Origin of the sequence: Mucilaginibacter mali (assembly GCF_013283875.1) — a bacterium.
Classification (GTDB): Bacteria; Bacteroidota; Bacteroidia; order Sphingobacteriales; family Sphingobacteriaceae; genus Mucilaginibacter; species Mucilaginibacter mali.
Map to the genome: position 1 here is coordinate 3,955,323 of NZ_CP054139.1, position 24,481 is coordinate 3,979,803.

Genomic DNA, 24,481 nt, shown 5'->3' on the forward strand with positions numbered 1-24,481 from the left:
AACCGCACTACCCTGCCCATGGTTCGTTCGAAATGACAAGTTGGTAAGATGTGTCCACACGATAGTCCCAAGAGAGAGAACTATAAAACTTCAGGGACAAACCGACTACAACGGCGGCACGGTTAAAAATGTCCTCTTATCTGCTTGAATATCTTCTCATCATACAAAGCCCGTAAAGCCCGGTGTGTCTCAGCAGGTAAGGCCGGCAATGCCGACGCGGCCACATTACCATCTACCTGGCTTATCTTCGACGCGCCGGGGATCACCGTGGTCACTTCCGGGTGGTCCAGTATCCAGCGGATGGCCCATTGGGCGGTACGTTCGTCGGGCAGCAGGGTTTTTATCTCTTCGGCCAGTTTTACGCCTTCTTTAAAATCGATGCCCGAGAAAGTTTCACCGGCATTGAAGGCCTCGCCGTTGGCGTTATAGTTGCGGTGGTCTTTAGCGGCAAATTGGGTATCGGCATTGAACCTGCCGGTCAGCAGACCACTGGCTAAAGGCACGCGGACAATAATGCCTACGCCCTTCTCTTCCGCTTTGGCAAACACTTCGTCGGCCACATGCTGGCGGAACAGGTTGAAGATGATCTGCAGCGATGACAGCCCCTCCTGTTCCAGGCAGATCAGCGCCTCTTCGGATGTTTCCACGCTGGCACCAAAATGCTGTATCAACCCTTCCGACTGTAGTTTGCGCAGGTAATCAAACACTTTACCTGCACGCATCTCTTCGGTAGGGATGCAGTGCAACTGCTCTAAAAACAAATGCGGCACATCCAGGTGCTTCAGCGAATCTTCCACCGCGCGGCGCATGGCATCGTAAGTAAAATTTTGCGGCCAACCATTCGGCGCGTCGCCCCGGCGACCCAGCTTGGTAGCCACGTGGATCTGTTTATCGGTGGTCTTCAAAAACTTACCGATCACGGTTTCGCTCACGCCCATGCCGTAAACATCGGCCGTATCAATAAAATTGCCGCCGGCATTTACGTAAGCTTGCAAAATGCCAAAGGCCGCTTCTTCGTCTACAACACCCCAATCGGCGCTGCCTAATTGCCAGGTGCCCAGGCCAACCTCGGCTATGTCGGTATCTTTAAATTTTCTGTAGTGCATGTGTTTATCAATAAACGTCATTGCGAGGAGCGATAGCGACTTGGCAATCCCCGACTTGCAGAGCGGCTCTGTATTTCGGGGATCGCCACGCTATCGCTCGCGATGACGATCCTTTAATTATACTAACTTCCCAACTCCAATATCCGGTCAAACTCCTCCACTTTCAACGGCATTACCGAGAGGCGGCCCTGGCGCACCAGGCTAACATTCTTCAGTTGCCCGTCGGCTTTTATCGTTTCCAGCGTTACCGGGGTTTTAAGGGTTTGCACGGGCGATAGATCGACCACAACCCAGTTCGGGTCTTCAGTGGTGGGGTCCTGGTAAAATTCGCGCACCACTTTGGCAATGCCTACCACGGCCTTGCCCTCGTTGCTGTGGTAAAACAGCACCAGGTCGCCCTCCTTCATTTCGCGCAGGTTGTTGCGGGCCTGGTAATTGCGCACGCCATCCCAAAAGGTGCGGCCGTCTTTATTAAATTTCTCCCAGCTATATTTTACAGGTTCGGATTTTACTAACCAGTGGTTCATGTTCGATGATGATTTTTGACGGAGGTAAAAATGCGGAAAAGTGGGGAGAATAAAAAAATAGTATTTTTAGGGGATTGAGGCACGCGTGCGCCAGCGGAGGGGAAGTCCTATAATATGTCAACCATAATTAGATAGAAATGAACTTAAAGAAAGCATATTATTACCTTTTTTATAAATTTTATAAATTTGGTGAAGCATCTCCCTCATTGTTTCCCAACGACCTAACGGCCGCATTTGCAATTGATTGGTTAGAGGCTCTTTTATTAGCATCTATTGGTTTTTATTTAATGCCCCTTACAGGTAGAAACGGACATTTGAGTGTCTTTTCCTTTCAAGTTTTACTTCCGCTTTTAGTCATATTTTTAATAAATCATTTTGCCTTTATACACGACAAAAGATGGAAAAAATATATTGATGAGTTTGATCGATTTCCACAAAAAAAGAATAACAAGGGGACATGGTTTGTTATTGGTATTATAGCTTTTATTATTATAAACTTTGGATTTTCTGTTTATGTAATGAAACAAGTTCCCATTACTCCTTAATTGATGCCTAAGCTGATGCATGTGTGTCCTCCTATCTGGCGCGAGTATGCAGCATTGGGCTGATTCGTGCCTAGCAAGCACCCTAACTGGCGCGAGTATGCAGCGATGGTTAAGGCAGGTGTACTCGTGTCTTAGCCAACAATACTATTCAAACCCGTAACCTTTCCGGTTAGGGGCTTTTGGCGTCTTAGCTTTTCCGCGATAGGGATAGTAGTGGAAAGCCCGCAGCCGCCGGAGGGTAAGCCCCATAACTGGCGCGAGTATGCAGCGTTGGACTGAGACGGGCGTACTCGTGCCTTGACCAGTAAGACCAAACAACAAGACCCGGCAAAAGCCGGGTTTTGTTGTTTATATAATTATTGTATTTTTAAACAAGTATGAGTGTCAAGTATAAATTCAGAGACCAGGAGAAACTATACTTTATCAGTTTTGCCGTAGTGAACTGGATAGATCTTTTTATACGAAACGATTATAAAGATATCATGCTCAACTCGTGGAAATATTGCCAAACCCACAAAGGGTTTGAAATATATGGCTGGTGTATCATGACCAGCCATGTACATATGATTATAGGCAGTAATGGCGCAAAGCTGGAAGATATTATGCGCGATATGAAAAAGCATACTTCGATAGCGCTGAAAGCCGCTATACAAAATCATCCTGGCGAAAGCCGCAGAGAATGGATGTTATGGATGATGGAAAGAGCGGGCAGAAAGAACAGCCAGAATATAAATTTCCAGCTTTGGCAACAAGATAATCACCCGATAGAAATATATGATTTCAGGATATTGCATCAAAAGCTGGATTATATACATAACAATCCGGTAGTGGCAGGCATTGTTGACAAACCACAGGATTATTTATATAGCAGCGCGCGCGATTATTATGGTTTACCAGGTATGGTCGATATAATTTTAGTTGATCCATTGGTGGCATAAAGGCACGAGTACGCCCGTCTCAACCTAACGCTGCATACTCGCGCCAGTTTGGAGGCATTAATAATGCTTTATGGTAAGCCGGATTATAGTATAGCAAACATTATTACTTAAAATTGATCATGGCTTGCTACAAGCCATGATCTTAAAATATCAATGCAATAAGCTCGTTGTGCAACAGCCACGTCCCCGCTTGTGTTAAACGAGCATGTACAGCATAAATCTCAACTTGTCATTCCGCCCAATTTTTCGTATATTGTAGCTACCTGCACCCGGTATAATCAATTCGATTGTACTATCCTGCAAAAGCAATCCTTTAAAAATCCTTCTTATTTTAAATATAAAGTATGTGCTGGTGCTGGATATTTCCCCGTTCTTTGATATGGAATGCTCCTCAAAAAGCACTTCTTAAAACAAGTCTGGAAAGCTTTTTACGATAAGATTCTACAAAAGGGTATCAATTTAAAACTAAACTCTTGCCGGGCGCTAAGCGCTGCTTATATTGCATAACATATCCATACAGCCATGCGCAAACTGCTTGCCCTGCTTATTTTTGTTAGCACCATAACCTTCGCCCAAACGCCCAAAGTAAGCAGCGGCACCATCCAGCATATCGAAAAGTTCCCTTCGAAATTTGTCCCTGCCCGCAATGTGGATATTTGGCTGCCCGATGGCTACAGCATTAATAAAAAGTACGCCGTATTATACATGCACGATGGTATGGCCCTTTTTGATGCCGCTATCATGTGGAACAAGCAAGAGTGGGGCGTAGATGAAACCATGGGCCGCCTGCTGGCCGAACATAAGATAAAGGATTGCATTGTAGTCGGCATCTGGAATGGTAATGCCGACCGCCATCACGAGTACTTCCCGCAAAAGCCCTTTGAAAGCCTGCCAGCCCAGGTGCAGGATTCGTTATACGATATCGGTTCCACTGCGGGTAAATTACTGTCGGCTAAGGTAAATTCGGATGATTATCTGAAGTTTATTGTAAGGGAGCTGAAGCCCTATATCGACAGTCATTACCCTACGCTGAAAGATCAAGGAAATACGTTCATCGCCGGGTCGAGCATGGGTGGGTTGATATCGCTGTATGCTCTCTGCGAATATCCTAAGGTATTTGGCGGCGCAGTATGCCTTTCCACCCATTGGCCGGGGACATTCGCATTGGACAATAACCCCATTCCTGTCGCCTTTATGGCATGGTACGGCAAACACCTGCCATCGGCACGGAGCCATAAAATCTACTTCGATCACGGCGACCAAACGCTGGATGCGCTGTACGCGCCCTATCAAAAACAAGCTGATTCGCTGATGCTGGCAAAAGGGTACACACAGGGCAAAAACTTTTTAAGCAAATTCTATCCCGGGGCCGATCATTCTGAAAACTCGTGGGGTAAAAGGTTGGATGTGCCGTTGGTGTTTTTATTGGGGCGATAGAGTTGGTTATTTGACAGAGCGCACAGAGAAAGAATCACAGAGGACACGGAGCTTTGCAAATGAAAAATAGATTTGGCTTAAGTATATCTCTGTGCGCTCTGTGAAAACCTCCGTGTTCTCTGTGCTTAAATTCTTTAATCCTGTTATCCTAAAAATCCGATAAATCATGGTTCAGACAAAAATCATGGTTAAATTTGCCCCATGCTTACCCATCGTCAACTTTTTTTAGCCAATAATGCTCAAACCACCAACTTCCCCCTGCTGCTGGAGTTTGAGCGGGCCGAGGGTGTTTACCTTTACGATAAGGATGGCAAAGCCTACATCGACCTGATCGCCGGTATTGGCGTGAGTAATACCGGGCACGGGCATCCATATGTAATTGATGCCATTAAAGCCCAGCTGGATAAATACCTGCACCTGATGGTTTACGGCGAATACGTGCAAAGTCCGCAGGTAAAGTTTGCCGAAAAGTTGGTATCGCTGCTGCCTGATGACTTGCAGTCGGTTTACTTTGTTAACTCAGGGGCCGAGGCGGTGGAGGGAGCGATGAAGCTGGCTAAGCGTTATACCGGCCGCAGCCAGGTGCTGGCCTGTTATGGATCGTACCACGGCAGTACGCAGGGCGCATTAAGCATTATGGGTAACGAGGAGTACAAACAGGCTTACCGCCCGTTAGTGCCAGGTACTGGCTTTATCCGCTTTAATGAACCTGCCGATCTGGACCTCATCACTAATGAAACCGCCTGCGTATTTGTAGAAACCGTACAGGGCGAGGCAGGCATCCGGGTAGCCGACGTTGAATATATGCAGGCCTTGAGCGCACGCTGCAAAGCAACCGGTACCTTACTGGTGTTAGACGAAATACAGGCTGCCATGGGCCGCACCGGCAAACTATTCGCGTTTGAGCATTATGGTATTGTGCCCGATATTCTGTTGCTGGCTAAGGCGTTGGGTGGCGGTATGCCACTGGGGGCCTTTATCGCATCTAACGAAGTAATGTCGGCATTAAAGGAAAACCCGATACTGGGGCATATCACCACCTTTGGCGGGCACCCGGTATGTTGCGCCGCCGGACTGGCATCGCTTGAGGTATTACTGAATGAAAATTTGATAGATACCGTAGCTTCCAAAGAAGCGTTATTCCGCCAGTTACTGGTTCACCCGGCTATTAAGGAGGTACGTGGTAAGGGGCTGATGCTGGCGATTGAACTGGCCGACTTCGATACGAATAAAAAAATCATCGACCGATGCATCGCCAACGGTGTAATAACCGATTGGTTTTTACATTGTAGCAACTCTATGCGCATAGCGCCACCGTTGATTATTACTGAAGAGCAGATACGTGAGGCTTGTGGGGTGATATTGGAGGCTATGGACCATGGCATTGCGAGGAGTAGTGGGGGTTTGTGAATTGGGTGCGATGCGAACAACCGACCAACGGGAGCTCATTAATGCCCTTTAAAAACAAACCATTAATAATCTCACAGGCAGGTTCTGTTTGAATATCCTATGGGATTGCTTCGCCATCGCTCGCAATGACAAATTTTAGTGGGCCGGCCGCGTTAGCGATTGCAGCGGATACCGGCCCTGTGGCTAAGGCCCCGTGCAGTATGAGCGGAAAGCGCGGGCCGGAGGCAACGCCCCAGTTAGTCATTAGTCATTCGCTACGCTGCCATTAGGGCATTGGTGCTGATTACCATATAAAAAAGGCCGTATCGATCATCAATACAGCCTTTTTTATCAATATCATAAATTCACTTTCTATTTCCCGCCGATGGTTATTTTTTGTGTTTGATAACCTACCGAGCCTTTCAGGTCGCCACCTTCGAGGGTGAGGGTATAGGTAGCCGGTTTATCGGCCGCGTAGAACGATACGGTTGCTTCGCCATCCTTGTTGGTTACCACAGTGGGTTCCCAGTGGATGGTAGAGCGCAGGTCGGCAAATTTGGCGGGCGCGTTTTTAACCGGGTAACGCGGGCGGTAAAATATGGCCGGCAGCGTATTCTTTAGCGGCTTGTACACGTAAATACCGGCAGCATGCTGGGTAAACGGCCCGTTGCCCGCACGGGTAGTGATCTCGATATAGGCTGTAGCTGAGCCGCGTGCCCCGGCAGGGCTTTCGGCCATCAGTTCTTCGGGTGTAAGGTTTTGCGTATTATAGTTGTTGGTACGGCGCATGGTATACATTACTTCGATGCCTTTAATATCCTCGGCGGTAAAGTAATCCAGGTATTGTTTCACGTAATTATAAAACTCGTTAGGCATGGCCGGGCCATCGGTATCCATTGGCTGGTAAAAACGGTTCAGGTAAACCCCATCGAACGAAAAGCTTACCTTTTTATCCTTCAGCATATACATCAGTTCGGGCGGGGCCTTTGGTATGCCAGAACCACGGCCCCCGCCGGGTTTGCTCAAATAACCGGTATGGAAGCCGGTTACTTTTTGCTCAAGCAGGTCGGCCAGCGACATTTTGTTGGCATTTACAATTGTTTCCTCGTCAATCACCTGGTCGGCTTCGCCGGCGCCGTTCAGGTTTTGCGAACCTTTCACCATGGCCCTGTCGCGTATGGTAACGGTTTTCAGCAACCTGCCCTGCGGGCCGTATTGGGCCTTATCCAGTTCGGTATGGTATGATGGGTTGGTTTTAACGAAGTTCAACATGGCCGCGTCGCTGTTTACATACCATGGGGTGGCGCGCGGCGTATTTTCCTTAATGATATCGGGTGCCAGGTTTTCATCAACCGTAATACCCGAGTTAATAACCTTATGGCGCTTATTCTGCGCTTCCAGCACAAAGGTTACGCTATCTATCGATGGAAAATTGCGGAAAGTAAAGCGGCCCTCGGCATTGGTAAGGGTATCTTTTATATAATTATAACGGCCTCTTGCCAATAGCACCACCTGGGCATTGGCTACAGGCTTATTGAGCAGGTTACCCACCCGGCCGTTAACAGTATACTGATATTCGGGTTGGAACGTTGGTTTTGGGATGGCTTTGATCTGGTTCCAGTCGTAGCCTATCCAACCTTGTGTAAGCAGCAGGGCATCCAGTGCCTGCCAGGCGTTCTTATCGCCGGTAAAGTAGTAGGCAGGATCTTCTACAAAGCCTTTCAGATCGGATGTTAACAGGAAGCGCGATGTAATATTATCATTATTGGCGCTATCGGTCTTAACCTGGGTATCGTCGGTAACCGCTAAAGAGAAGCTGCCAATGATGGGTTTACCGGCGGCATCGCGCACCGATATTTTAACCGGGATGCTGTCGCGCGCGGCATAAGTACTTTGCGCGGTACTGACACCTATCTTCAGGTTATCGTGATGATCTACATAGGTCAGGCGCTCGTTAAGTGGCTGGTTTTGGGCGTTAAGCAGCGTAAAGTGCACAATACCTGTAGGGAACGAGCTTTTTGCCACATGCACCGTCGCAAATGCACGGGCGGTAGGGATACTGGCGCCGAAACAAACTACGCCACGGGCCTGGCCCACCAGGTAATAGGCGCTGCCCGGTTTAACCAGGTCGGCGCTCATAAATACCGATACGTCCATACTATCGCGGGTAGCAATGTTGCGCACCCTGATCTCGGTACCCGATGGTTTAATAGCAGGCAACGGTACATCCTTTGTTTGGCCACCGGGCAGAGTAAGTTTAGCGGTATATACATCACCGGCCTGCGGGGCAAGATCGACCGTACCGATGCCTTTATAGGCTGATTGCAGGGTAACCACTTCTTCGCCTGCAGCGTTCACTATTTTGCCGCTGATGTTTACGCCCTTACCATCATCGCCAATGGCTTTGAAACCTAGGTGCGCGGGCAGGCCTGCCACCATATAGCCGCCTTCGGGCATAAACTGCACATCTACATCCTTGGCACGGCGGGTGTTTACGGGTATGGCCACCTGCTTTTTCGGGTCGGCTTTATCCTGCGCCACCAGTACCAGGTTCTTCACCGGGGTTTTATCGGGCAGCGGGAAATTCAGGTCGAGTAAGCCTTCAGCGGTAGTTTGGGCATTGCCTTTAAACAGCACCTTTTTACCATCAAGCACACGCATTTGCATTTGCTTAAGGCCGGTGGTTTGGTTATCCAGGCTGCTCAGCTTTACGTTCATTTTTATATTATTGGCATCGGATAGCTGGCTATTTGCCGCTACCAGCCAGGTTTGCTTTTGCGGATTAGAGATATAAAATGCGCGGGTAAAAAAGTAATCCTGCCCGAAGTTGCGTTGCCAGTTGGTATAAGCGCGGATGCTGATAGAACCCTCGCGCATCCCCTCCAGCGAAATATTGCCCCAGGAAATCCCCACCCCCATCTGGAAGGCCATACGGCGGATCACTTTACTACTATCGTTCAGCACCTCTACATAAAGGCGGCTGCTCAGCGGCGAATAATTGAGGTTGGCATTTAACAGGTAAGCTTTAAACCAAATGGTATCGCCAACGGCGTAATAGGGTTTATCAAACTGCATATACAGTTTTTCGGCAGGCATATGATAGTTGAAGCTATCTATTTTGGCCATTACATCTTTAATGCCACTTTGCGGGGTTTGCGCTTTGGCAAAAAGCGAAAGGCCGAGCAACAAAATGATGCTCAATGATTTAAGAACGGGGTATTTCAATAAATTCATAAATAAAAGGACGGGATAAAGGTTAATTAAGCTTGTTTGACATGTATTATAAGCAATGGTTTAAATATTGGTTAAATAAATACCGCATGGTTGGTGCAGTTTGGTAAACATAAGAGAGTTTACTAATGATAAAGATTGATTTAAATTAAATTGTTTTGGTGAGATGGATGAGCAATGTTATCAATTTTATTAGCATGCGTAGGTTAACCACAAAGTTCACAAAGAAATATCATGTCAATTAGCACAAAGATTCACAAAGCTTTTATAACTCATTTATTAGATATTAAGGCTTTGTGGCCTTTGTGAAAAAACCTTTGTGGTTAAATAACCACCTAAGCCATCCCTGCCAATAAAGCTTACTGTTTTGATAAAAGGCTTAATAAGCTTATACTTAAACTTTATTTACTTGCGTCCGCATTTATAAACCAAAATTGTAAACCTGTATCAATGGCATCGTTAACCAACAAGTCGTACCGCTTCGCGTTCATTCTCATCACGTCCCTGTTTTTTTTATGGGGCTTTGCTCATAACCTCGACCCGATACTGATCCCACATTTAAAGCGCTCGTTCACGCTGACTACCTTACAGGCTTCGTTGGTCGATTCGGCCGTGTTTGTGGCCTATTTTGTGATGGCCTTGCCGGCCGGCGCCATTATGCGCAATTATGGTTATAAATCGGGCATTATTACCGGTTTGCTGCTATTCGCGCTGGGTTCGTTCCTGTTTATACCGGCTGCCAATACACAGCAATACATCTTCTTTTTGGGCGCGCTGTTTATTATCGCCTGCGGGTTGACCATTTTGGAAACCGCCGCCAACCCTTACGCTTCGTTACTGGGCGATCCGGAAACGGCTACCCAACGCCTTAACTTTTCGCAATCGTTCAATGGCTTCGCGGCGTTTATGGCCCCGATTGTTGGCGCCAACCTGATACTGACCAGGGGTGCGACCGATGAACAATTAAGCCACATGACCGAAGCCGTACGCAAGGCAACCTTAGCATCCGAAGCATCCACCGTAAAAATGCCGTATATGATATTGGCAATCATCCTGTTGCTGATAGCTGCCGCCTTTTACTTTACCAAACTGCCCGAAATTAAGGATGATAACCAGGAGGCCAGCAGCAAGAGCTTATTCCACGCCTTTAAGCATAAACACCTGAGCTGGGGTGTTGCCGCGCAGTTTTTTTACGTTGGCGCGCAGGTTTGCGTATTTAGCTTTTTTATCCTGTTCGCATCCAAAACCATCCCGGCAGGCACACCGAAAGATCTGCTGGTGACGATAATGGAAAAGATATTCGTATTCTTCCACGTGGTGAGCGAATCATCGGCCACTACTTATTACTCGTATTACCTGTCTGCCGCCGGACTGATGTTTATGGTTGGCCGCTTTGTGGGTACTTTTATTATGAAGTATTTAAAGCCCAACACCCTGCTGGCCATTTATGCCGCTATTAACGTGCTGCTTTGCATTGTGGCCATGAACAGCCACGGCACTACGCCGGTTTATTGTGTTATCGCTATCGCGTTCTTTATGTCTATCATGTTCCCTACCATCTTCTCGCTGGGGATCCATAATTTGGGTGGCGATACAGAATATGGCAGCAGTTTGATCGTGATGTCGATAGTTGGCGGCGCTATCCTGCCGCCTGTATTTGGTTATATTACCGATAAAACCGATAACATTCAATACGGTTACATTGTGCCACTGGTATGCTTTGCCGTGGTGATGCTGTTTGGCCTTATCGGCTATAAAACCACCCAAAAAGAAGTTGCCAATACCCCCGACCCTATCCTATGAAAAGATATTGCTTAGCCCTCGACCTGGTTAACGACCCAACGCTGATTGCCGAATACGAAGCCTACCACCAAAACGTCTGGCCCGAAATTAAGGCCAGCATCACCACATCGGGCATTACAGATATGGAGATCTACCGCTTTGGTAACCGCCTGTTTATGATAATGGAAGTGGATGATACCTTCAGCTTCGAGCGTAAGGGCGCCATGGATGCCGGCAATCTTAAAGTTGATGAATGGGAGCAACTAATGTGGAAGTATCAGCAGGCTATCCCCGGCGCCAAACCGGGGGAAAAGTGGGTGTTGATGGATAGGATATTTAAACTTTGATGCCATTTGAGATAATTTTAACCACAGAGGTCACAGAGATAAAACACGGAGGACACAGAGTTTGTCCAGTAAGATCTCTGTGTTCTCTGTGAAAATCTCCGTGAACTCTGTGGTTAAATCGACTTTATAAATATTACCCAAGCAAATCTTTATACAACGCAAAATTCTCCTCATCAAAACAAACAAACGTTACTTCAGCAATACTGTCATTATCTTTTAAAAAATTGTTAACCGCATTTATGGCTACCTGGGCAGCTTCTGCCTTGGGATAATGGTAAATACCTGTGCTGATATTGGGGAATGCGATGGTTTTGATGCCTTTGTCAACCGCAAGCTGCAGGCTGTTGCGGTAGCAGTTGGCCAGTAGTTCAGGTTCGTTCTTGTGGCCGCCGTTCCAAACAGGGCCAACAGTGTGGATCACATAGCGGGCGGGCAGTTTGCCGCCGGTGGTAATAACCGCCTCTCCGGTTTTGCAGCGGCCCTGGCGGTTAATAATATCCATACAGTCATCCAGTATCTGCTTGCCGCCGGCACGATGGATAGCGCCGTCAACACCTCCCCCGCCCATCAGGCTGCTGTTGGCGGCATTTACTACAGCATCAACATGTTGTTTGGTGATATCGCCTTTAATGAGTTTGATCTTGGAGTTCATTTACGGGTTGCTGATGATTTAACCACAAAGTACACAAAGAGTTTTTCACAAAGTTGACAAAGCCTTTGTGACCAGATATTAAGTAAAAACTTTGTGATCTTTGTGCTAAGTATTTGAAATTTCTTAGTGCCCTTTGTGGTTAAATTGCCACTATTGCTTAGCCGCGAAGAACAATGCCTTCAATTCCGTAGCGTCATCAGGATTCATTTTGCCGCCTAATATCAGGCGAAGCTGGCGGCGGCGCAGGGCTCCTTCGTACAGGCTTACTTCGTCTTCGGTTTCGGGCTGCAGTTCGGGTACGGGGACTGTCTTGCCTTCGGCATCAAGGGCAACAAAGGTGTAATAAGCCTCGTTACTTTTCACCCTCGTGCCCGATGGGATATTTTGCGCCCAAACATCCAAACGTACCTCTACCGAGGTATTGAACGAGCGGGTTACCTTAGCTTCAATGCTTACCACATCGCCCAGTTTAATGGGTTGCTTAAACGATACGTTATCTACCGAGGCGGTTACTACCGTACGGTTGCAATGTTTCTGGCCCGATATGGCCGCGGCAATGTCCATCCAATGTAAAAGGCGCCCACCCATCAGGTTGTTCAGTGTGTTGGTATCGTTGGGCAGTACCAGTTCGTTCATTATAGTATATGATTCTTTGGGCGATTTTGCGTTCATGCGGGCAAAGATAGGGGTAAATGTGCAGATGTGCGAATATGCAGATATGCAAATGATTGGTTAGCGCCAAAACCGCGTTAGGGATAGTAGTGGAAAGCCCACAGCCGCCGCCGGGCTGAGCGCGGGCCAGCGGCGAGGACTTGGAACGGATAGCCCGGGCCGGAGGCAACGCCATCTATATTTGTTCTTTTTCTTGATAAAAAGAACCAAAAATCAAGACAGCAAAAATGCTTTCTTCGCTGCACAAGGCCTTTGCCCTGCAAACCGGGCAGAACCACAGGGCCGGACCTTGATGCCCCTGCTGCGCGCCCGCTTATCCATCGCTCCAGGCATCAAGCTAATGCCCTTTTCCTCCCACAGGCCACCATTGTTCTGCCCGCTTTCGCCCGGAAGCTGTTTTGCTGTCCGGTAACGAAATCCCTCTCCTTCGGAGAGGACAAGGTGAAGCTAAAAACAAAAAGCCCCGGCGATAAACTCACCGGGGCTTTCATGATATATATTGATCTGCTTATTTTACTTCTTCAAAATCAACATCGGTTACGCTATCGGCGTTGCCTTGCTGGCCACCACCTTGTGGACCTGCACCTGCATCAGGGCCTGGCTGCGCGCCTTCGGCCGATGCTTTGTACATATCTTCAGAAGCTGCCTGCCATGCGGCGTTCAGTTCGGTCTGGGCGCTTTCAATAGTGTCCAGATCTTTAGCTGCATAAGCGTCTTTCAGTTTTTTCAAACCGTCTTCGATAGAAGATTTTTTATCGGCAGGGATCTTATCACCATACTCTTTCAGCTGTTTTTCGGTGCTGAAGATCAGGGCGTCGGCCGAGTTCAGTTTTTCAACTTTCTCTTTTTCCAAACGATCTGCTTCGGCATTAGCTTCAGCTTCGTCTTTCATCTTCTTGATCTCGGCATCGGTTAAGCCCGAAGAAGCCTCGATACGGATCTTCTGCTCTTTGCCGGTAGCTTTATCTTTAGCCGATACGTGCAGGATACCGTTGGCATCGATATCGAAAGTTACTTCGATCTGCGGTACGCCGCGTGGTGCCGGTGGTATACCATCCAGGTGGAAACGGCCTATGGTACGGTTTGCCGATGCCATTGGGCGCTCGCCCTGCAAAATGTGGATCTCTACAGATGGCTGGCTGTCCGAAGCGGTAGAGAAAGTTTCCGATTTTTTGGTCGGGATGGTAGTGTTAGCTTCGATCAGTTTGGTCATTACACCACCCATGGTTTCGATACCCAAAGATAATGGGGTAACGTCTAACAGTAACACGTCTTTCACTTCGCCGGTTAATACACCACCCTGGATAGCAGCACCGATGGCTACCACCTCGTCAGGGTTTACACCTTTTGATGGTGATTTACCGAAGAATTTCTGCACAGCTTCCTGTATAGCAGGGATACGGGTTGAACCACCTACCAGGATGATCTCGTCGATATCTGAAGTGCTGTAACCGGCGTTTTTCAAAGCGGTTTTGCAAGGCTCAATCGTACGTTTGATCAGGCTATCGGCCAGTTGCTCAAATTTAGCACGGGTTAAGCTCTTAACTAAGTGCTTTGGCATGCCGTCAACAGCGGTAACGTATGGCAGGTTGATCTCGCTCTGGGTAGTGCTCGAAAGTTCGATCTTAGCTTTCTCAGCAGCTTCTTTTAAGCGCTGTAGTGCCATTGGGTCTTTACGCAGGTCGATGCCTTCGTCGTTCTTGAACTCGTCGGCCAGCCAGTCGATAATTACCTGGTCAAAGTCGTCGCCACCAAGGTGAGTATCACCATCGGTTGATTTTACTTCGAAGATGCCATCACCTAATTCCAGTACAGATACGTCATGTGTACCACCACCGCAGTCGAACACAACGATCTTCATGTCCTTGTGCGCTTTATCCAGGCCATAAGCTAAGGCAGCGGCAGTAGGCTCGTTGATGATACGTTTAACGTTTAAGCCTGCAATTTCACCGGCTTCTTTGGTAGCCTGGCGTTGCGCGTCGTTAAAGTAAGCCGGTACGGTAATAACCGCTTCGGTAACTTCCTGACCTAAGAAATCTTCGGCAGTTTTCTTCATTTTCTGAAGGATCATGGCCGAAATTTCCTGAGGGGTATATTTACGGTCGCCTATCTCTACACGTGGGGTGTTGTTGTCACCTTTAACCACTTTGTAAGGTACGCGCTCTGCTTCTTTAGTAACCTCGTTAAATTGGTTACCCATAAAGCGTTTAATTGAATAGATGGTTTTGGTTGGGTTGGTAATAGCCTGGCGTTTGGCAGGGTCGCCCACTTTACGCTCGCCATTATCTACAAAAGCCACAACAGATGGGGTTGTCCTTTTGCCCTCGCTGTTAGCAATAACTACAGGTTCGTTACCTTCCATTACTGCCACGCAGGAGTTGGTTGTTCCTAAGTCGATTCCAATGATTTTAGACATATATTGATTGATTTTTCCTTTATTAATTATATCCTTAACACTGCCATTATAACAAGCCGTGTGCCAAGACAGTTTTGGCAGAAAAAAGGGGTGTATGGCATTTTTTTGGTGACGGTTTCGTCAGGAATACGCCGGATTGTGGTGACAGGTTGGCAGAATGACGGATGTACACATGCGTGAATGTGCAAATATGCAGATGATTGATAATAAGAAAATGACCGGTAGCAGCACATGGCGGTCGGTAGCCCCGCTATCGCTAATACTGCACAGGCGTTAGCCACAAGGCCGGTATCCGCTCTATCGGGTTTAGGTTGATCAGGCAGTGCTTTCTTTACACTATAGCGATGGGTTTGATACCCATCGCTGCCGGCGAAAGTGTTTAGAAACAAAAAATCCCGCCTTGCGCGGGATTTTTTCCATTTAACTAAACTTAACTATTTATCTGATCCTATTACTAAATTTTTCAGAGAGAGAAAGTGAGATTATAACTCGAAAAGGAAGGCTTTCTGGTTATTCTCGTCGTTGTAAACATTTACTACCCGTTTGGTTACTTCGTTGTTTGAAGTTACCTTGATGGTGTATTTACCATTTTCCAAAGCGCTTAATACATAACCTTTCAGCACATCGTTACCATTTTTGGCCTGGATATCTTTCATTACCACATTGCCTTCAGCATCGTAAATAGCTACTGATGTTTTGCTGACATCGGCCTTGTGGATGATCACGCCTACACCTTTATCCTGTGCCAGGGCGGTGAATACCACTACGTCTTTTTTAGCTGCTGCTGGTTCTGCTTTTTTTGTTGGGTTTTCGGCTGCGAAAACGGCGCTGCTTAATAAGGCTAATACGGCTACTATGGCTGATGATTTGATTAGAGCTTTCATGATATTTTTATTTTTTAAGTGTGATTATTAATTGTTGTTCGTTTGTTTCAATGACCAAAACAACAAAGAATATCTGGGTTGAAAATATGTAATAGACCACCTTGGGATATAACTCGACCAAACCCTCTAAATGCGCTATTTTATCAAAATGAGGCATTTATGGGTGGTTTTCGGGCTTTGATATACTAAAAGCGGGGTTTCGTCTACCAGATTTGGGGGTTGGTAGATGAATTGGTGGGTTGTATTGTTGTAAACTGGCTGCGGGAGTTTAGTATTGATTTAACCACAAAGGGCACAAAGAATGTCCTGACTGGCTGACACAAAGGGCACAGAGGTTTTAAATGTTTTGCATTCGGACACAAAGGAAGGATTTAGAATTTAGCGGTTGTTTGAATCCCCTGAAGCGAGCGATCAAATATTATGTAATTCGAAACTAAACCCGCATATTTGCAGCATAGAAACTAATACATCTTATAAAACCTTAAAGCGACAGATCATGATGTCGATCATTGCATAACAAAAGCCTTTTACTTCAAGGCTAAAATTTCCTCCCGCATAAACCGGGAGCAGGGTTCTTATTTGTTATTCAATTTTACTGTTTCCAATGTTTTTTATCGAGACTGAAAGGTTAAAGCTGATACCGCTGCCTTATCATTTATTACAATTATCGCACACCAACCGCGCCGCGATGGAGCGTTCGCTGGGTTTAAATATTTCGGCCATGCAGGTGGACGAGCTTTTTGAGGCTGAATACGAGGATGCCATGATCAATTTCTGGCTGCCAAAAACGCGGGAGTACCCCGAACTATACCAATGGTACACCAACTGGGAGATCATCCTGAAAAGCGACAACATCGCCATTGGCGGCATCGGTTTAGCCGGTTCGCCTGTTAATGGCGAAGCGGAGACCGGCTACATGATAGATAAGCAATATCATCAGCGTGGTTATGCTTCGGAAGCGTTACAAGCCATCACCAACTGGGTGTTTGGGCATGATGATGTGCATTGCCTTATCGCGCACACTTATGATGGTAATACCGCGTCGAAAAATCTGCTGACCAAAAATGGTTTCGTGCAGGTGGCCGACGAGTTTGGGTACCTTACCTATCGATTGGAGAAGCAACTACAGCCGGCATAGCGGGTTACTGTTAAGACTTACGAAGTTTCAGCAACTTCGTAAGTCTTATCTTTATTTCAGAAACATTCAGTTATAAACCTGATAGAAATGGAAAGCCCGGAGCGCGCAAACAACCAGAGCGGGGGAAAGCGAGGACTTGTAATGAATAGCAGGAACAAACACTAACCGGAGCACTGCAATTGCTTTTCAAAAAATCATGAATTAAACCTTTCGCGCCACTTGATAAATTAACAATGCCGTTATTTAAGCTCCCACTAAAACTTATAAGAATATTTCCTATTAGATAAATAATATTTAACGTATATTTATATGTGTTAAATAATAAATACATCGCTCCCCTACTTGGTTTACTCTTTTGCGTTTCGGCTACTGCAGCTGCACAAGCCTTACCTACTCAAAAGGATAAGTATGATTTTTTGCGCTGGTATCTGAAAAAATATAATATCCCCAATCTGTCCGATTCGATCCAACAACTGGAGCGGCCTAATTATAAAATAACCAATACCGAATCGTTATCGTTTCCCGAGCGCCGGTTTACCAAAAAAGATATCGAGTACATTAAGCTACAGCTGCATCAAAAAAATATGCCCACGCGCTTAGATACTACGCTGTTGCAGGGCAATAACTGGCGCAAGCCAGGCAGCCAGGCCTATCCATATACTTATATCTCGTTGCCGGTTTTTAGTCGCAACAAGCATATTGTATTAATAAACCGCAGCAATATATGCGGGCCTAATTGCAGCGATGGTAATATTGAGGTGTATATCAGGGATAAGGACGGGAATTGGGTATGGTAGAAACAAAAAGCCCCAACCAAATTGGTCGGGGCTTTCTATTGCTTAAAAAGCTGAATACTAATTATTCGCCTTTTTCTGCGTTTTCTTCGTTAGCGGCTGGTGCTTCAGGAGCTTCTTCAACAGCTGGTGCAGCTTCTGCTACCGGCTCTTCTTTCACTTCTACAGCTTCAGCAACTGGCTCAGCTTTAACTTCGGTTGCAGCAACTTTGCCTTTGCCCGAACCACGACGGCGGGTTGATTTTTTAGCAACAGCAGCTTCACCTTTAGTGTAAACCGTGTTATAGTCTACTAACTCGATCAGGGCCATCTCGGCGTTATCACCTAAACGGTTTTCCATTTTGATGATACGGGTGTAACCACCCGGGCGGTTAGCCACTTTTTCAGCGATCTCGCGGAACAGGATGCTTACAGCATCTTTATCCTGCAGGTAGCTAAATACGGTACGGCGTGAGTGAGTAGTATCGTTTTTAGATTTGGTGATCAAAGGCTCAACATACACACGCAGTGCTTTTGCTTTTGCCAATGTGGTGGTGATACGCTTGTGCAGTATCAGTGAGGTAGCCATGTTGCTCATCATCGCCTTGCGATGGCTGTCGGTACGGCCTAAATGGTTAACTTTTTTTCCGTGTCTCATTGTTTTGTTGTTTGTGGCACGTGCATACCGTTGGGCGGCTTTTTAGTCAAGCCCGCGGAATTACGCGATTTTAGTGATCAGTTAATTAGAGGTTAGAGATTAGTCACTAAATCTAATCCTAACCCGGTTATTATAAATGAAAAGAGGTTAAAGACTATTTAACTAATCTCTAACCTCTATTCACTAATTTTTATTCCTCGTCTAACTTAAATTTAGACAGGTTCATACCAAAAGATAAGCCTTTTGATTTAACCAGGTCCTGGATCTCAGTCAGTGATTTTTTACCGAAGTTGCGGAATTTCAGCATGTCGGCAACATCGTACGATACCAGGTCGGCCAGGCTGCGGATGTCGGCAGCTTTAAGGCAGTTAAGGGCACGTACCGATAGATCAAGGTCAACCAGTTCAGTTTTCAGGATCTTGCGCATGTGCAGGATCTCTTCATCAACCTCTTTGGTCTCTTCTTTAGCCTGTGCTTCCAGCATCATGTTCTCATCGCTGAACAGCATAAAGTGCTGGATCAGGATCTTAGCTGCTTCCTTCAGCGCATCTTCAGGGTGTATCGAACCATCGGTAGCAATATCCAGTACTAATTTTTCATAGTCGGTTTTTTGCTCTACACGATAGTTTTCGATAGTGTATTTTACGTTCTTCATCGGGGTGTAGATCGAATCGATAGCGATTACGCCTACAGCCGCGTCAGGGTTTTTATTTTCCTCGCTGGCAATGTAACCACGGCCTTTATTAACCGTTAATTCAATTTCCAGGGTAACTGATGAATCCATGTTGCAGATCACCAGGTCGGGATTTAAAATAGTAAAGTTGTTCGAGAATTTGGTGATATCACCAGCCTTGAAGGCATCCTGGCCGTTGATAATTACAAATATCTTTTCGGTATCGCCCGATTCGCCTGTTTTTTTCAAGCGAACTTGCTTCAGGTTCAGGATGATCTCGGTAACGTCTTCCACCACACCTTTGATGGTAGAGAACTCATGCGTAACACCTGAAAAACGAACAGAAGTGATCGCATAACCTTCAAGCGATGAAAGTAAGATACGACGTAAAGCATTACCAATAGTTACCCCGAAGCCTGGTTCTAACGGACGAAATTCAAACGTGCCCTCAAAGTCGGTCGACTTCTGCATGATAACCTTGTCTGGTTTTTGAAATGCTAATATTGCCATTTATATCCTTGTTAATTTGTTTGTTAATTTATTTAAACAGGTTTGAGATATGCAGTTAGCGACATAAGAAATTCATCATTTCCTATATCGCTAACCTCATATCTCAAATCTAAATTTTATTATTTAGAGTACAACTCGACGATCAGGTTCTCCTTGATATTCTCAGGGATCTCATCGCGGTTAGGGTAGTTAAGCAATTTACCTGTTAAGGCATTAGCGTCCCACTCAAACCAGTTATACTTGCTAATCCTGCGGCCAGCTACCGAAGCGGTAATAGCCTCAAGGCTCTTTGATTTTTCACGTACCGCGATCACGTCGCCTGGCTTAACAGTGTATGAAGCAATGTTCACAACCTCACCATTAACAGTGATGTGCTTGTGGCCAACCAGCTGACGTGCGCCAGAACGGGTTGGGGCGATACCTAAACGGTATACTACGTTATCTAAACGGGCTTCTAAAAGCTTCAGCAGGTTTTCGCCGGTGATGCCTTCTTTAGCAGAAGCACGGTGAAACAGGTTCTCGAACTGACGCTCTAATACACCGTAAGTGTATTTAACCTTTTGTTTCTCTTTCAACTGAGTTGAATATTCCGACTCTTTACCTCTCCTTTTCGATGGGCCGTGCATGCCGGGAGGATAATTTTTTCTTTCTAACGCTTTATCCGGGCCGAAGATTGGCTCACGGAATTTACGCGCGATCTTTGATTTTGGACCTGTGTATCTTGCCATTTTAGTTGTCTTTTAAAGTATCAGGCGGCCCGCAGCCACCGACTCTTAGCTTTAAAAATTAGTGAATTAAACTCTTCTGCGTTTTGCTGGACGGCAGCCGTTGTGCGGCAGCGGGGTGATGTCCTTAATGGTAGTAACCTCGATACCTGCAGTTTGCAGGGTACGGATAGCCGACTCGCGGCCTGAACCTGGACCTTTTACAAATACCTCAACCTTGCGTAAACCCAGATCGTAAGCAACTTTGCCGCAATCTGACGCTGCCTGGCCGGCCGCGTAAGGCGTGTTCTTTTTAGAACCTTTGAAGCCCATTTTACCAGCCGAAGACCATGAAATTGCCTGACCCTGGTTGTTGGTTAAAGTGATGATGATGTTGTTAAAGGTAGCGTTAATGTGTGCCTGGCCTATAGGCTCAACAACTACTATACGCTTTTTGGTTACTTTTTTAGCTTTAGCCATTTTCTTTTTTACTTTTTACGTTAGGGATTTCTCGGTTATACCAACCTGGACCCGTAACTTGTTATTTTTTTTATTCCTAATGAAATAGTGAGCAAAGAACTAATCACTGCTCACTATCCACTAATCACTTATTATTTAGTAGCTTTTTTCTTGTTAGCAACTGTCTTACGTTTACCTTTACGGGTACGTGAGTTGTTTTTGGTGCGCTGGCCACGTAACGGTAAACCTTTACGGTGACGGGTACCACGGTAGCAACCAATATCCATTAAACGTTTGATGTTAAGCTGAACTTCTGAACGCAAAGCGCCTTCAACTTTAACCTGATCATTGATGATAGTACGGATAGCGGTCAACTGCTCGTCTGTCCAGTCCTGTACTTTAGTGTTAAGGTCGATACCAGCCTGGTTTAAAATGTTTTTAGCTGTGGTGTGACCGATACCGTAAATGTATGTCAAACCTATTTCGCCTCTTTTATTCTTTGGTAAATCAATACCTGCAATCCTTGCCATATTTATAAATTGTTTTTTAAGTTAACGACCGAACGGCGGCTACCGTTGTACGAATCGTTACAATGTTGTTTAATTAACCCTGACGCTGTTTGAATTTAGGGTTCTTTTTGTTGATCACATAGAGTTTACCGTTGCGACGGATGATCTTGCAATCAGCACTGCGTTTTTTAATGGATGCTCTAACTTTCATCTCTTGTTTAATATATATTATTTGTACCTGTAGGTTATTCTGCCTTTGGTCAGATCATACGGGCTCATTTCCAGCTTCACTTTATCACCAGGTAAAATTTTGATGTAGTGCATCCGCATTTTGCCTGATATGTGCGCTATAATTTCATGCCCGTTCTCTAACTCAACCCTAAACATCGCATTAGATAATGCTTCTCTTATTGTTCCGTCTTGCTCGATCGAGGACTGTTTAGCCATATATTACTGATTATTACTCTATTATCCGCCTTCCAAAGCGGGACGCAAAATTAAATAAAATAATTTAACTTTTTATTATTTTTTATTTAAAACTTCGTCAATATACGAAAACGTGGAAAGCACATCTACCTTTCCCTTTTTCACAGCTACCGTATGCTCATAATGTGCCGATGGTTTACCATCTACGGTAGATACGGTCCATCCATCATCCCAAAACTTCACACCGGCACGGCCGGCGTTTATCATTGGTTCAATGGCTATCACCATACCCTCTTCCAGTTTAATGCCGCTGCCGCGTTTGCCATAGTTAGGCACCTCGGGCTTTTCGTGCAGACGTAAACCTACACCATGGCCAACCAGTTCTTTTACTACGCCAAAGCCATTGCTCTCGGCATGTTCCTGTACAGCATATCCAATATCGCCTATGCGCTGGCCTGTTACGGCCTTCTCTACACCACGGGCAAGGCATTCCTTTGTAACCTTCATCAGTTTCTGCGCAACTTCGCTCACTTCGCCAACGGCAAAGGTATAAGCCGAATCGCCGTAGTACTTGTTAAGCACCACGCCACAGTCAACCGATATCAGGTCGCCTTCTTTCAACGCGTATTCACCGGGAAAGCCATGCACTACCTGGTCATTCAGCGAAATGCATAACGAATAAGGGAAACCGCTGTAATTAAGAAAGGCAGGAACCCCGCCGTTATCACGGATAAAGGTTTCTGCCAGCTTGTTCAGCTCTATTGTTTTAACACCGGGCGCAATCACCTTAGCAATTTCGCCCAGTGTTTTTGAAACCAGCAAAGAACTTTCTCTTATCAGTTCTATCTCTTCGACAGACTTATAATGGATCTTTGGCATTAGTTTATAGTACCTTTCTTTTTTAGATAGCAGGCGGAGTAGTACCGGCTGCAGTTGGAACTGCGGTACGGCCTTTAATTCTACCTGTTTTCATCAAACCATCGTAATGGCGCATCAGTAAGTGGCTTTCGATTTGCTGCAGGGTATCCAGCACCACACCCACAAGGATGATCAGAGAGGTACCACCGAAGAAACGCGCGAACTGGCTGTTGATATGCACCATGCTGGCTAATGCCGGTATAATAGCCACGATAGCCAGGAAAATAGATCCCGGTAAAGTGATCTTTGAAATTACACCGTCGATAAAGCTTGATGTTGCCTGGCCAGGTTTAACACCCGGGATAAAGCCGCCGTTCTTCTTCATATCATCGGCCATTTGGTTAGGGTTAACCGTAATAGCGGTATAGAAGAAGGTAAACAGGATGATCAATATCGCGAATAACACATTGTGCTGCCATGTTGTATAATTTGATAAGGCAATAACGATGCTGCTTGATGCTACCTTTGGCCAAAACGAACCGATGGTTGCCGGAATAAACATTAATGCCTGGGCAAAAATGATCGGCATTACACCGGCAGCGGTAACCTTTAGCGGAATATACTGACGTACACCGCCATATTGCTTGTTACCAACGATACGTTTAGCATACTGAACGGCGATTTTGCGTGTACCCTGAACGATCAGGATAGTGAACATAACAACCGCCATTAAGGCTACCATTTCAACAATGAACAGGATCGGGCCGCCGCCGCCATTAATAAAGCGCGATTTAAACTCTTCAACAATCGAGCCCGGTAACGAAGCGATGATACCCACCATGATGATCAGTGATATGCCATTGCCGATACCTTTGTCGGTGATCTTTTCACCCAGCCACATTACAAATAATGTACCTGCTGTTAAAGTAACCGCTGTAAGGAAGTAGAAGGTGGTCGGATCGGCAATTAACCTTGCATTTTCAGGCACCTGCGAACGCACGTAGCCATAAGCCTGTGCCGCTGTGATGAAGATGGTTAGGTAACGGGTCCATTGGTTCAGCTTGTTACGGCCGCTTTCGCCCTCTTTTTGCATCTTGGTGAAATAAGGCACAGCAATACCCAATAACTGCACCACGATAGATGCAGAGATATACGGCATTACACCTAAGGCAAAAATAGATGCCCGCGAGAATGAACCGCCGGCAAACATATTTAATAAGCCTAATAAGCCTTCTTTACCACGCTGAGTGTTCAGTACGTTGGCATCTACACCTGGTAATACCACGTATGAACCTATACGGTATATTAAAAGAAATAAGAGTGTGTTAGTAATACGCACTCTTAAATCCTCAATTTTCCAGATATTGGATAATGTTGTGAAAAATTTCTTCATCGGAAATTTACAGTTTTACAATTGAACCGCCGGCTGCTTCAATAGCTTTTTGTGCAGTGGCAGAAAACGCGTGTGCTTTAACTTCTAATTTAGCTGTCAGTTCGCCACGGCCTAATACTTTAACCAGATCGTTTTTCGAAGCTAAACCGTGTTCTTTCATCACTTCAAAGTCGATAGCTGAAAGTTTGTAAGTATCAGCCAAAGTTTGCAGTGCATCCAGGTTTAAGCCTACATACTCTACACGGTTAGGGTTTTTAAAGCCCACTTTAGGTACACGGCGTTGCAATGGCATCTGGCCACCTTCAAAGCCTACCTTGGTGCTGGTACCTGAGCGAGAACCTGCGCCCTTGTGGCCACGGGTTGATGTACCGCCACGGCCAGAACCTGTACCACGGCCTATTCTTTTCCTGCTTTTAGTAGAACCTTCTGCAGGTTTTAAATTACTTAAATTCAT

At 46.0% G+C, this 24,481-nt stretch carries 25 protein-coding genes; 8 read left to right on the plus strand and 17 right to left on the minus strand.

The genetic code is table 11. The features are described 5' to 3' along the window. Positions 1-122: 122 nt before the first annotated feature. The gene (locus HQ865_RS16435) at positions 123-1,106 is read right to left on the minus strand and encodes an aldo/keto reductase (protein WP_173415943.1); all 984 of its coding nucleotides are present in this window, start codon (positions 1,104-1,106) and stop codon (positions 123-125) included. A gap of 122 nt (positions 1,107-1,228) precedes the next feature. Beyond that, on the minus strand, positions 1,229-1,633 hold the full coding sequence (locus tag HQ865_RS16440; RefSeq protein WP_173415944.1) for an EVE domain-containing protein: 405 nt from the start codon (positions 1,631-1,633) through the stop codon (positions 1,229-1,231). A gap of 137 nt (positions 1,634-1,770) precedes the next feature. Between HQ865_RS16440 and HQ865_RS16445 the strand changes: the two genes are divergently transcribed. The 4 genes from HQ865_RS16445 (at position 1,771) to HQ865_RS16460 (ending at position 5,963) form a co-directional block, all read left to right on the plus strand. Further along, positions 1,771-2,178, plus strand: a complete 408-nt coding sequence (locus HQ865_RS16445; protein WP_173415945.1) for a hypothetical protein — start codon at positions 1,771-1,773, stop codon at positions 2,176-2,178. Positions 2,179-2,555: 377 nt separating this feature from the next. Then, a complete protein-coding gene (locus HQ865_RS16450; protein ID WP_173415946.1) occupies positions 2,556-3,116 on the plus strand; it encodes an REP-associated tyrosine transposase in 561 nt (186 codons plus the stop codon). 522 nt (positions 3,117-3,638) lie between these two features. After that, positions 3,639-4,553, plus strand: coding sequence for an alpha/beta hydrolase (locus HQ865_RS16455; protein ID WP_173415947.1), 915 nt, complete (start codon positions 3,639-3,641; stop codon positions 4,551-4,553). 201 nt (positions 4,554-4,754) lie between these two features. Then, entirely contained in the window at positions 4,755-5,963 is a 1,209-nt protein-coding gene (locus tag HQ865_RS16460) for an aspartate aminotransferase family protein (RefSeq protein WP_173415948.1), read from the plus strand. A 351-nt stretch (positions 5,964-6,314) separates the two neighbouring features. Here HQ865_RS16460 and HQ865_RS16465 read toward each other — a convergent pair whose 3' ends face one another. Further along, a complete protein-coding gene (locus HQ865_RS16465; protein ID WP_173415949.1) occupies positions 6,315-9,143 on the minus strand; it encodes a hypothetical protein in 2,829 nt (942 codons plus the stop codon). A gap of 480 nt (positions 9,144-9,623) precedes the next feature. Between HQ865_RS16465 and fucP the strand changes: the two genes are divergently transcribed. Both fucP and HQ865_RS16475 read left to right on the plus strand, forming a co-directional pair. Continuing rightward, positions 9,624-10,976 (plus strand): L-fucose:H+ symporter permease, encoded by a 1,353-nt coding sequence (fucP, locus tag HQ865_RS16470; protein ID WP_173415950.1) that lies wholly within the window; start codon positions 9,624-9,626, stop codon positions 10,974-10,976. After that, positions 10,973-11,302, plus strand: coding sequence for an L-rhamnose mutarotase (locus HQ865_RS16475; protein ID WP_173415951.1), 330 nt, complete (start codon positions 10,973-10,975; stop codon positions 11,300-11,302). Before fucP ends, HQ865_RS16475 begins: the two co-directional genes overlap by 4 nt. Positions 11,303-11,435: 133 nt before the next feature. Here HQ865_RS16475 and HQ865_RS16480 read toward each other — a convergent pair whose 3' ends face one another. The 4 genes from HQ865_RS16480 to HQ865_RS16495 form a co-directional block, all read right to left on the minus strand. After that, entirely contained in the window at positions 11,436-11,954 is a 519-nt protein-coding gene (locus tag HQ865_RS16480; protein ID WP_173415952.1) for an O-acetyl-ADP-ribose deacetylase, read from the minus strand. 150 nt (positions 11,955-12,104) lie between these two features. After that, on the minus strand, positions 12,105-12,626 hold the full coding sequence (locus tag HQ865_RS16485; protein WP_173415953.1) for an acyl-CoA thioesterase: 522 nt from the start codon (positions 12,624-12,626) through the stop codon (positions 12,105-12,107). Positions 12,627-13,134: 508 nt separating this feature from the next. Continuing rightward, on the minus strand, positions 13,135-15,042 hold the full coding sequence (gene dnaK, locus HQ865_RS16490) for a molecular chaperone DnaK (protein ID WP_173415954.1): 1,908 nt from the start codon (positions 15,040-15,042) through the stop codon (positions 13,135-13,137). 482 nt (positions 15,043-15,524) lie between these two features. Beyond that, on the minus strand, positions 15,525-15,926 hold the full coding sequence (locus HQ865_RS16495; RefSeq protein WP_173415955.1) for a T9SS type A sorting domain-containing protein: 402 nt from the start codon (positions 15,924-15,926) through the stop codon (positions 15,525-15,527). A gap of 604 nt (positions 15,927-16,530) precedes the next feature. Here HQ865_RS16495 and HQ865_RS16500 point away from each other — a divergent pair. Together HQ865_RS16500 and HQ865_RS16505 are read left to right on the plus strand one after the other, a co-directional pair. Beyond that, a complete protein-coding gene (locus HQ865_RS16500; RefSeq protein WP_173415956.1) occupies positions 16,531-17,064 on the plus strand; it encodes a GNAT family N-acetyltransferase in 534 nt (177 codons plus the stop codon). Positions 17,065-17,375: 311 nt separating this feature from the next. Continuing rightward, complete coding sequence (locus HQ865_RS16505; protein ID WP_173415957.1) at positions 17,376-17,861, plus strand: hypothetical protein; 486 nt, start codon at positions 17,376-17,378, stop codon at positions 17,859-17,861. Positions 17,862-17,922: 61 nt separating this feature from the next. Here HQ865_RS16505 and rplQ read toward each other — a convergent pair whose 3' ends face one another. From rplQ to rplO, 10 genes are all read right to left on the minus strand, one after another. Further along, the gene (gene rplQ, locus HQ865_RS16510; RefSeq protein ID WP_173415958.1) at positions 17,923-18,495 is read right to left on the minus strand and encodes a 50S ribosomal protein L17; all 573 of its coding nucleotides are present in this window, start codon (positions 18,493-18,495) and stop codon (positions 17,923-17,925) included. A gap of 190 nt (positions 18,496-18,685) precedes the next feature. After that, positions 18,686-19,678, minus strand: a complete 993-nt coding sequence (locus HQ865_RS16515) for a DNA-directed RNA polymerase subunit alpha (protein WP_173415959.1) — start codon at positions 19,676-19,678, stop codon at positions 18,686-18,688. A gap of 119 nt (positions 19,679-19,797) precedes the next feature. Continuing rightward, positions 19,798-20,406 carry a 30S ribosomal protein S4 gene (gene rpsD, locus HQ865_RS16520; RefSeq protein WP_173415960.1) on the minus strand — a complete coding sequence of 203 codons (609 nt, stop codon included), beginning with the start codon at positions 20,404-20,406 and terminating at the stop codon, positions 19,798-19,800. 66 nt (positions 20,407-20,472) lie between these two features. Next, complete coding sequence (rpsK, locus tag HQ865_RS16525) at positions 20,473-20,862, minus strand: 30S ribosomal protein S11 (protein WP_173415961.1); 390 nt, start codon at positions 20,860-20,862, stop codon at positions 20,473-20,475. A 131-nt stretch (positions 20,863-20,993) separates the two neighbouring features. Beyond that, the gene (gene rpsM, locus HQ865_RS16530) at positions 20,994-21,371 is read right to left on the minus strand and encodes a 30S ribosomal protein S13 (protein WP_173415962.1); all 378 of its coding nucleotides are present in this window, start codon (positions 21,369-21,371) and stop codon (positions 20,994-20,996) included. A gap of 73 nt (positions 21,372-21,444) precedes the next feature. Beyond that, a complete protein-coding gene (ykgO, locus tag HQ865_RS16535; RefSeq protein WP_022833269.1) occupies positions 21,445-21,561 on the minus strand; it encodes a type B 50S ribosomal protein L36 in 117 nt (38 codons plus the stop codon). Between the two features lie 17 nt (positions 21,562-21,578). After that, a complete protein-coding gene (gene infA / locus HQ865_RS16540) occupies positions 21,579-21,797 on the minus strand; it encodes a translation initiation factor IF-1 (RefSeq protein ID WP_100342660.1) in 219 nt (72 codons plus the stop codon). A 75-nt stretch (positions 21,798-21,872) separates the two neighbouring features. After that, positions 21,873-22,655 carry a type I methionyl aminopeptidase gene (gene map / locus HQ865_RS16545; protein ID WP_173415963.1) on the minus strand — a complete coding sequence of 261 codons (783 nt, stop codon included), beginning with the start codon at positions 22,653-22,655 and terminating at the stop codon, positions 21,873-21,875. A gap of 22 nt (positions 22,656-22,677) precedes the next feature. After that, positions 22,678-24,027 (minus strand): preprotein translocase subunit SecY, encoded by a 1,350-nt coding sequence (gene secY / locus HQ865_RS16550; RefSeq protein WP_173415964.1) that lies wholly within the window; start codon positions 24,025-24,027, stop codon positions 22,678-22,680. A gap of 7 nt (positions 24,028-24,034) precedes the next feature. Beyond that, on the minus strand, positions 24,035-24,481 hold the full coding sequence (gene rplO, locus HQ865_RS16555; protein WP_173415965.1) for a 50S ribosomal protein L15: 447 nt from the start codon (positions 24,479-24,481) through the stop codon (positions 24,035-24,037).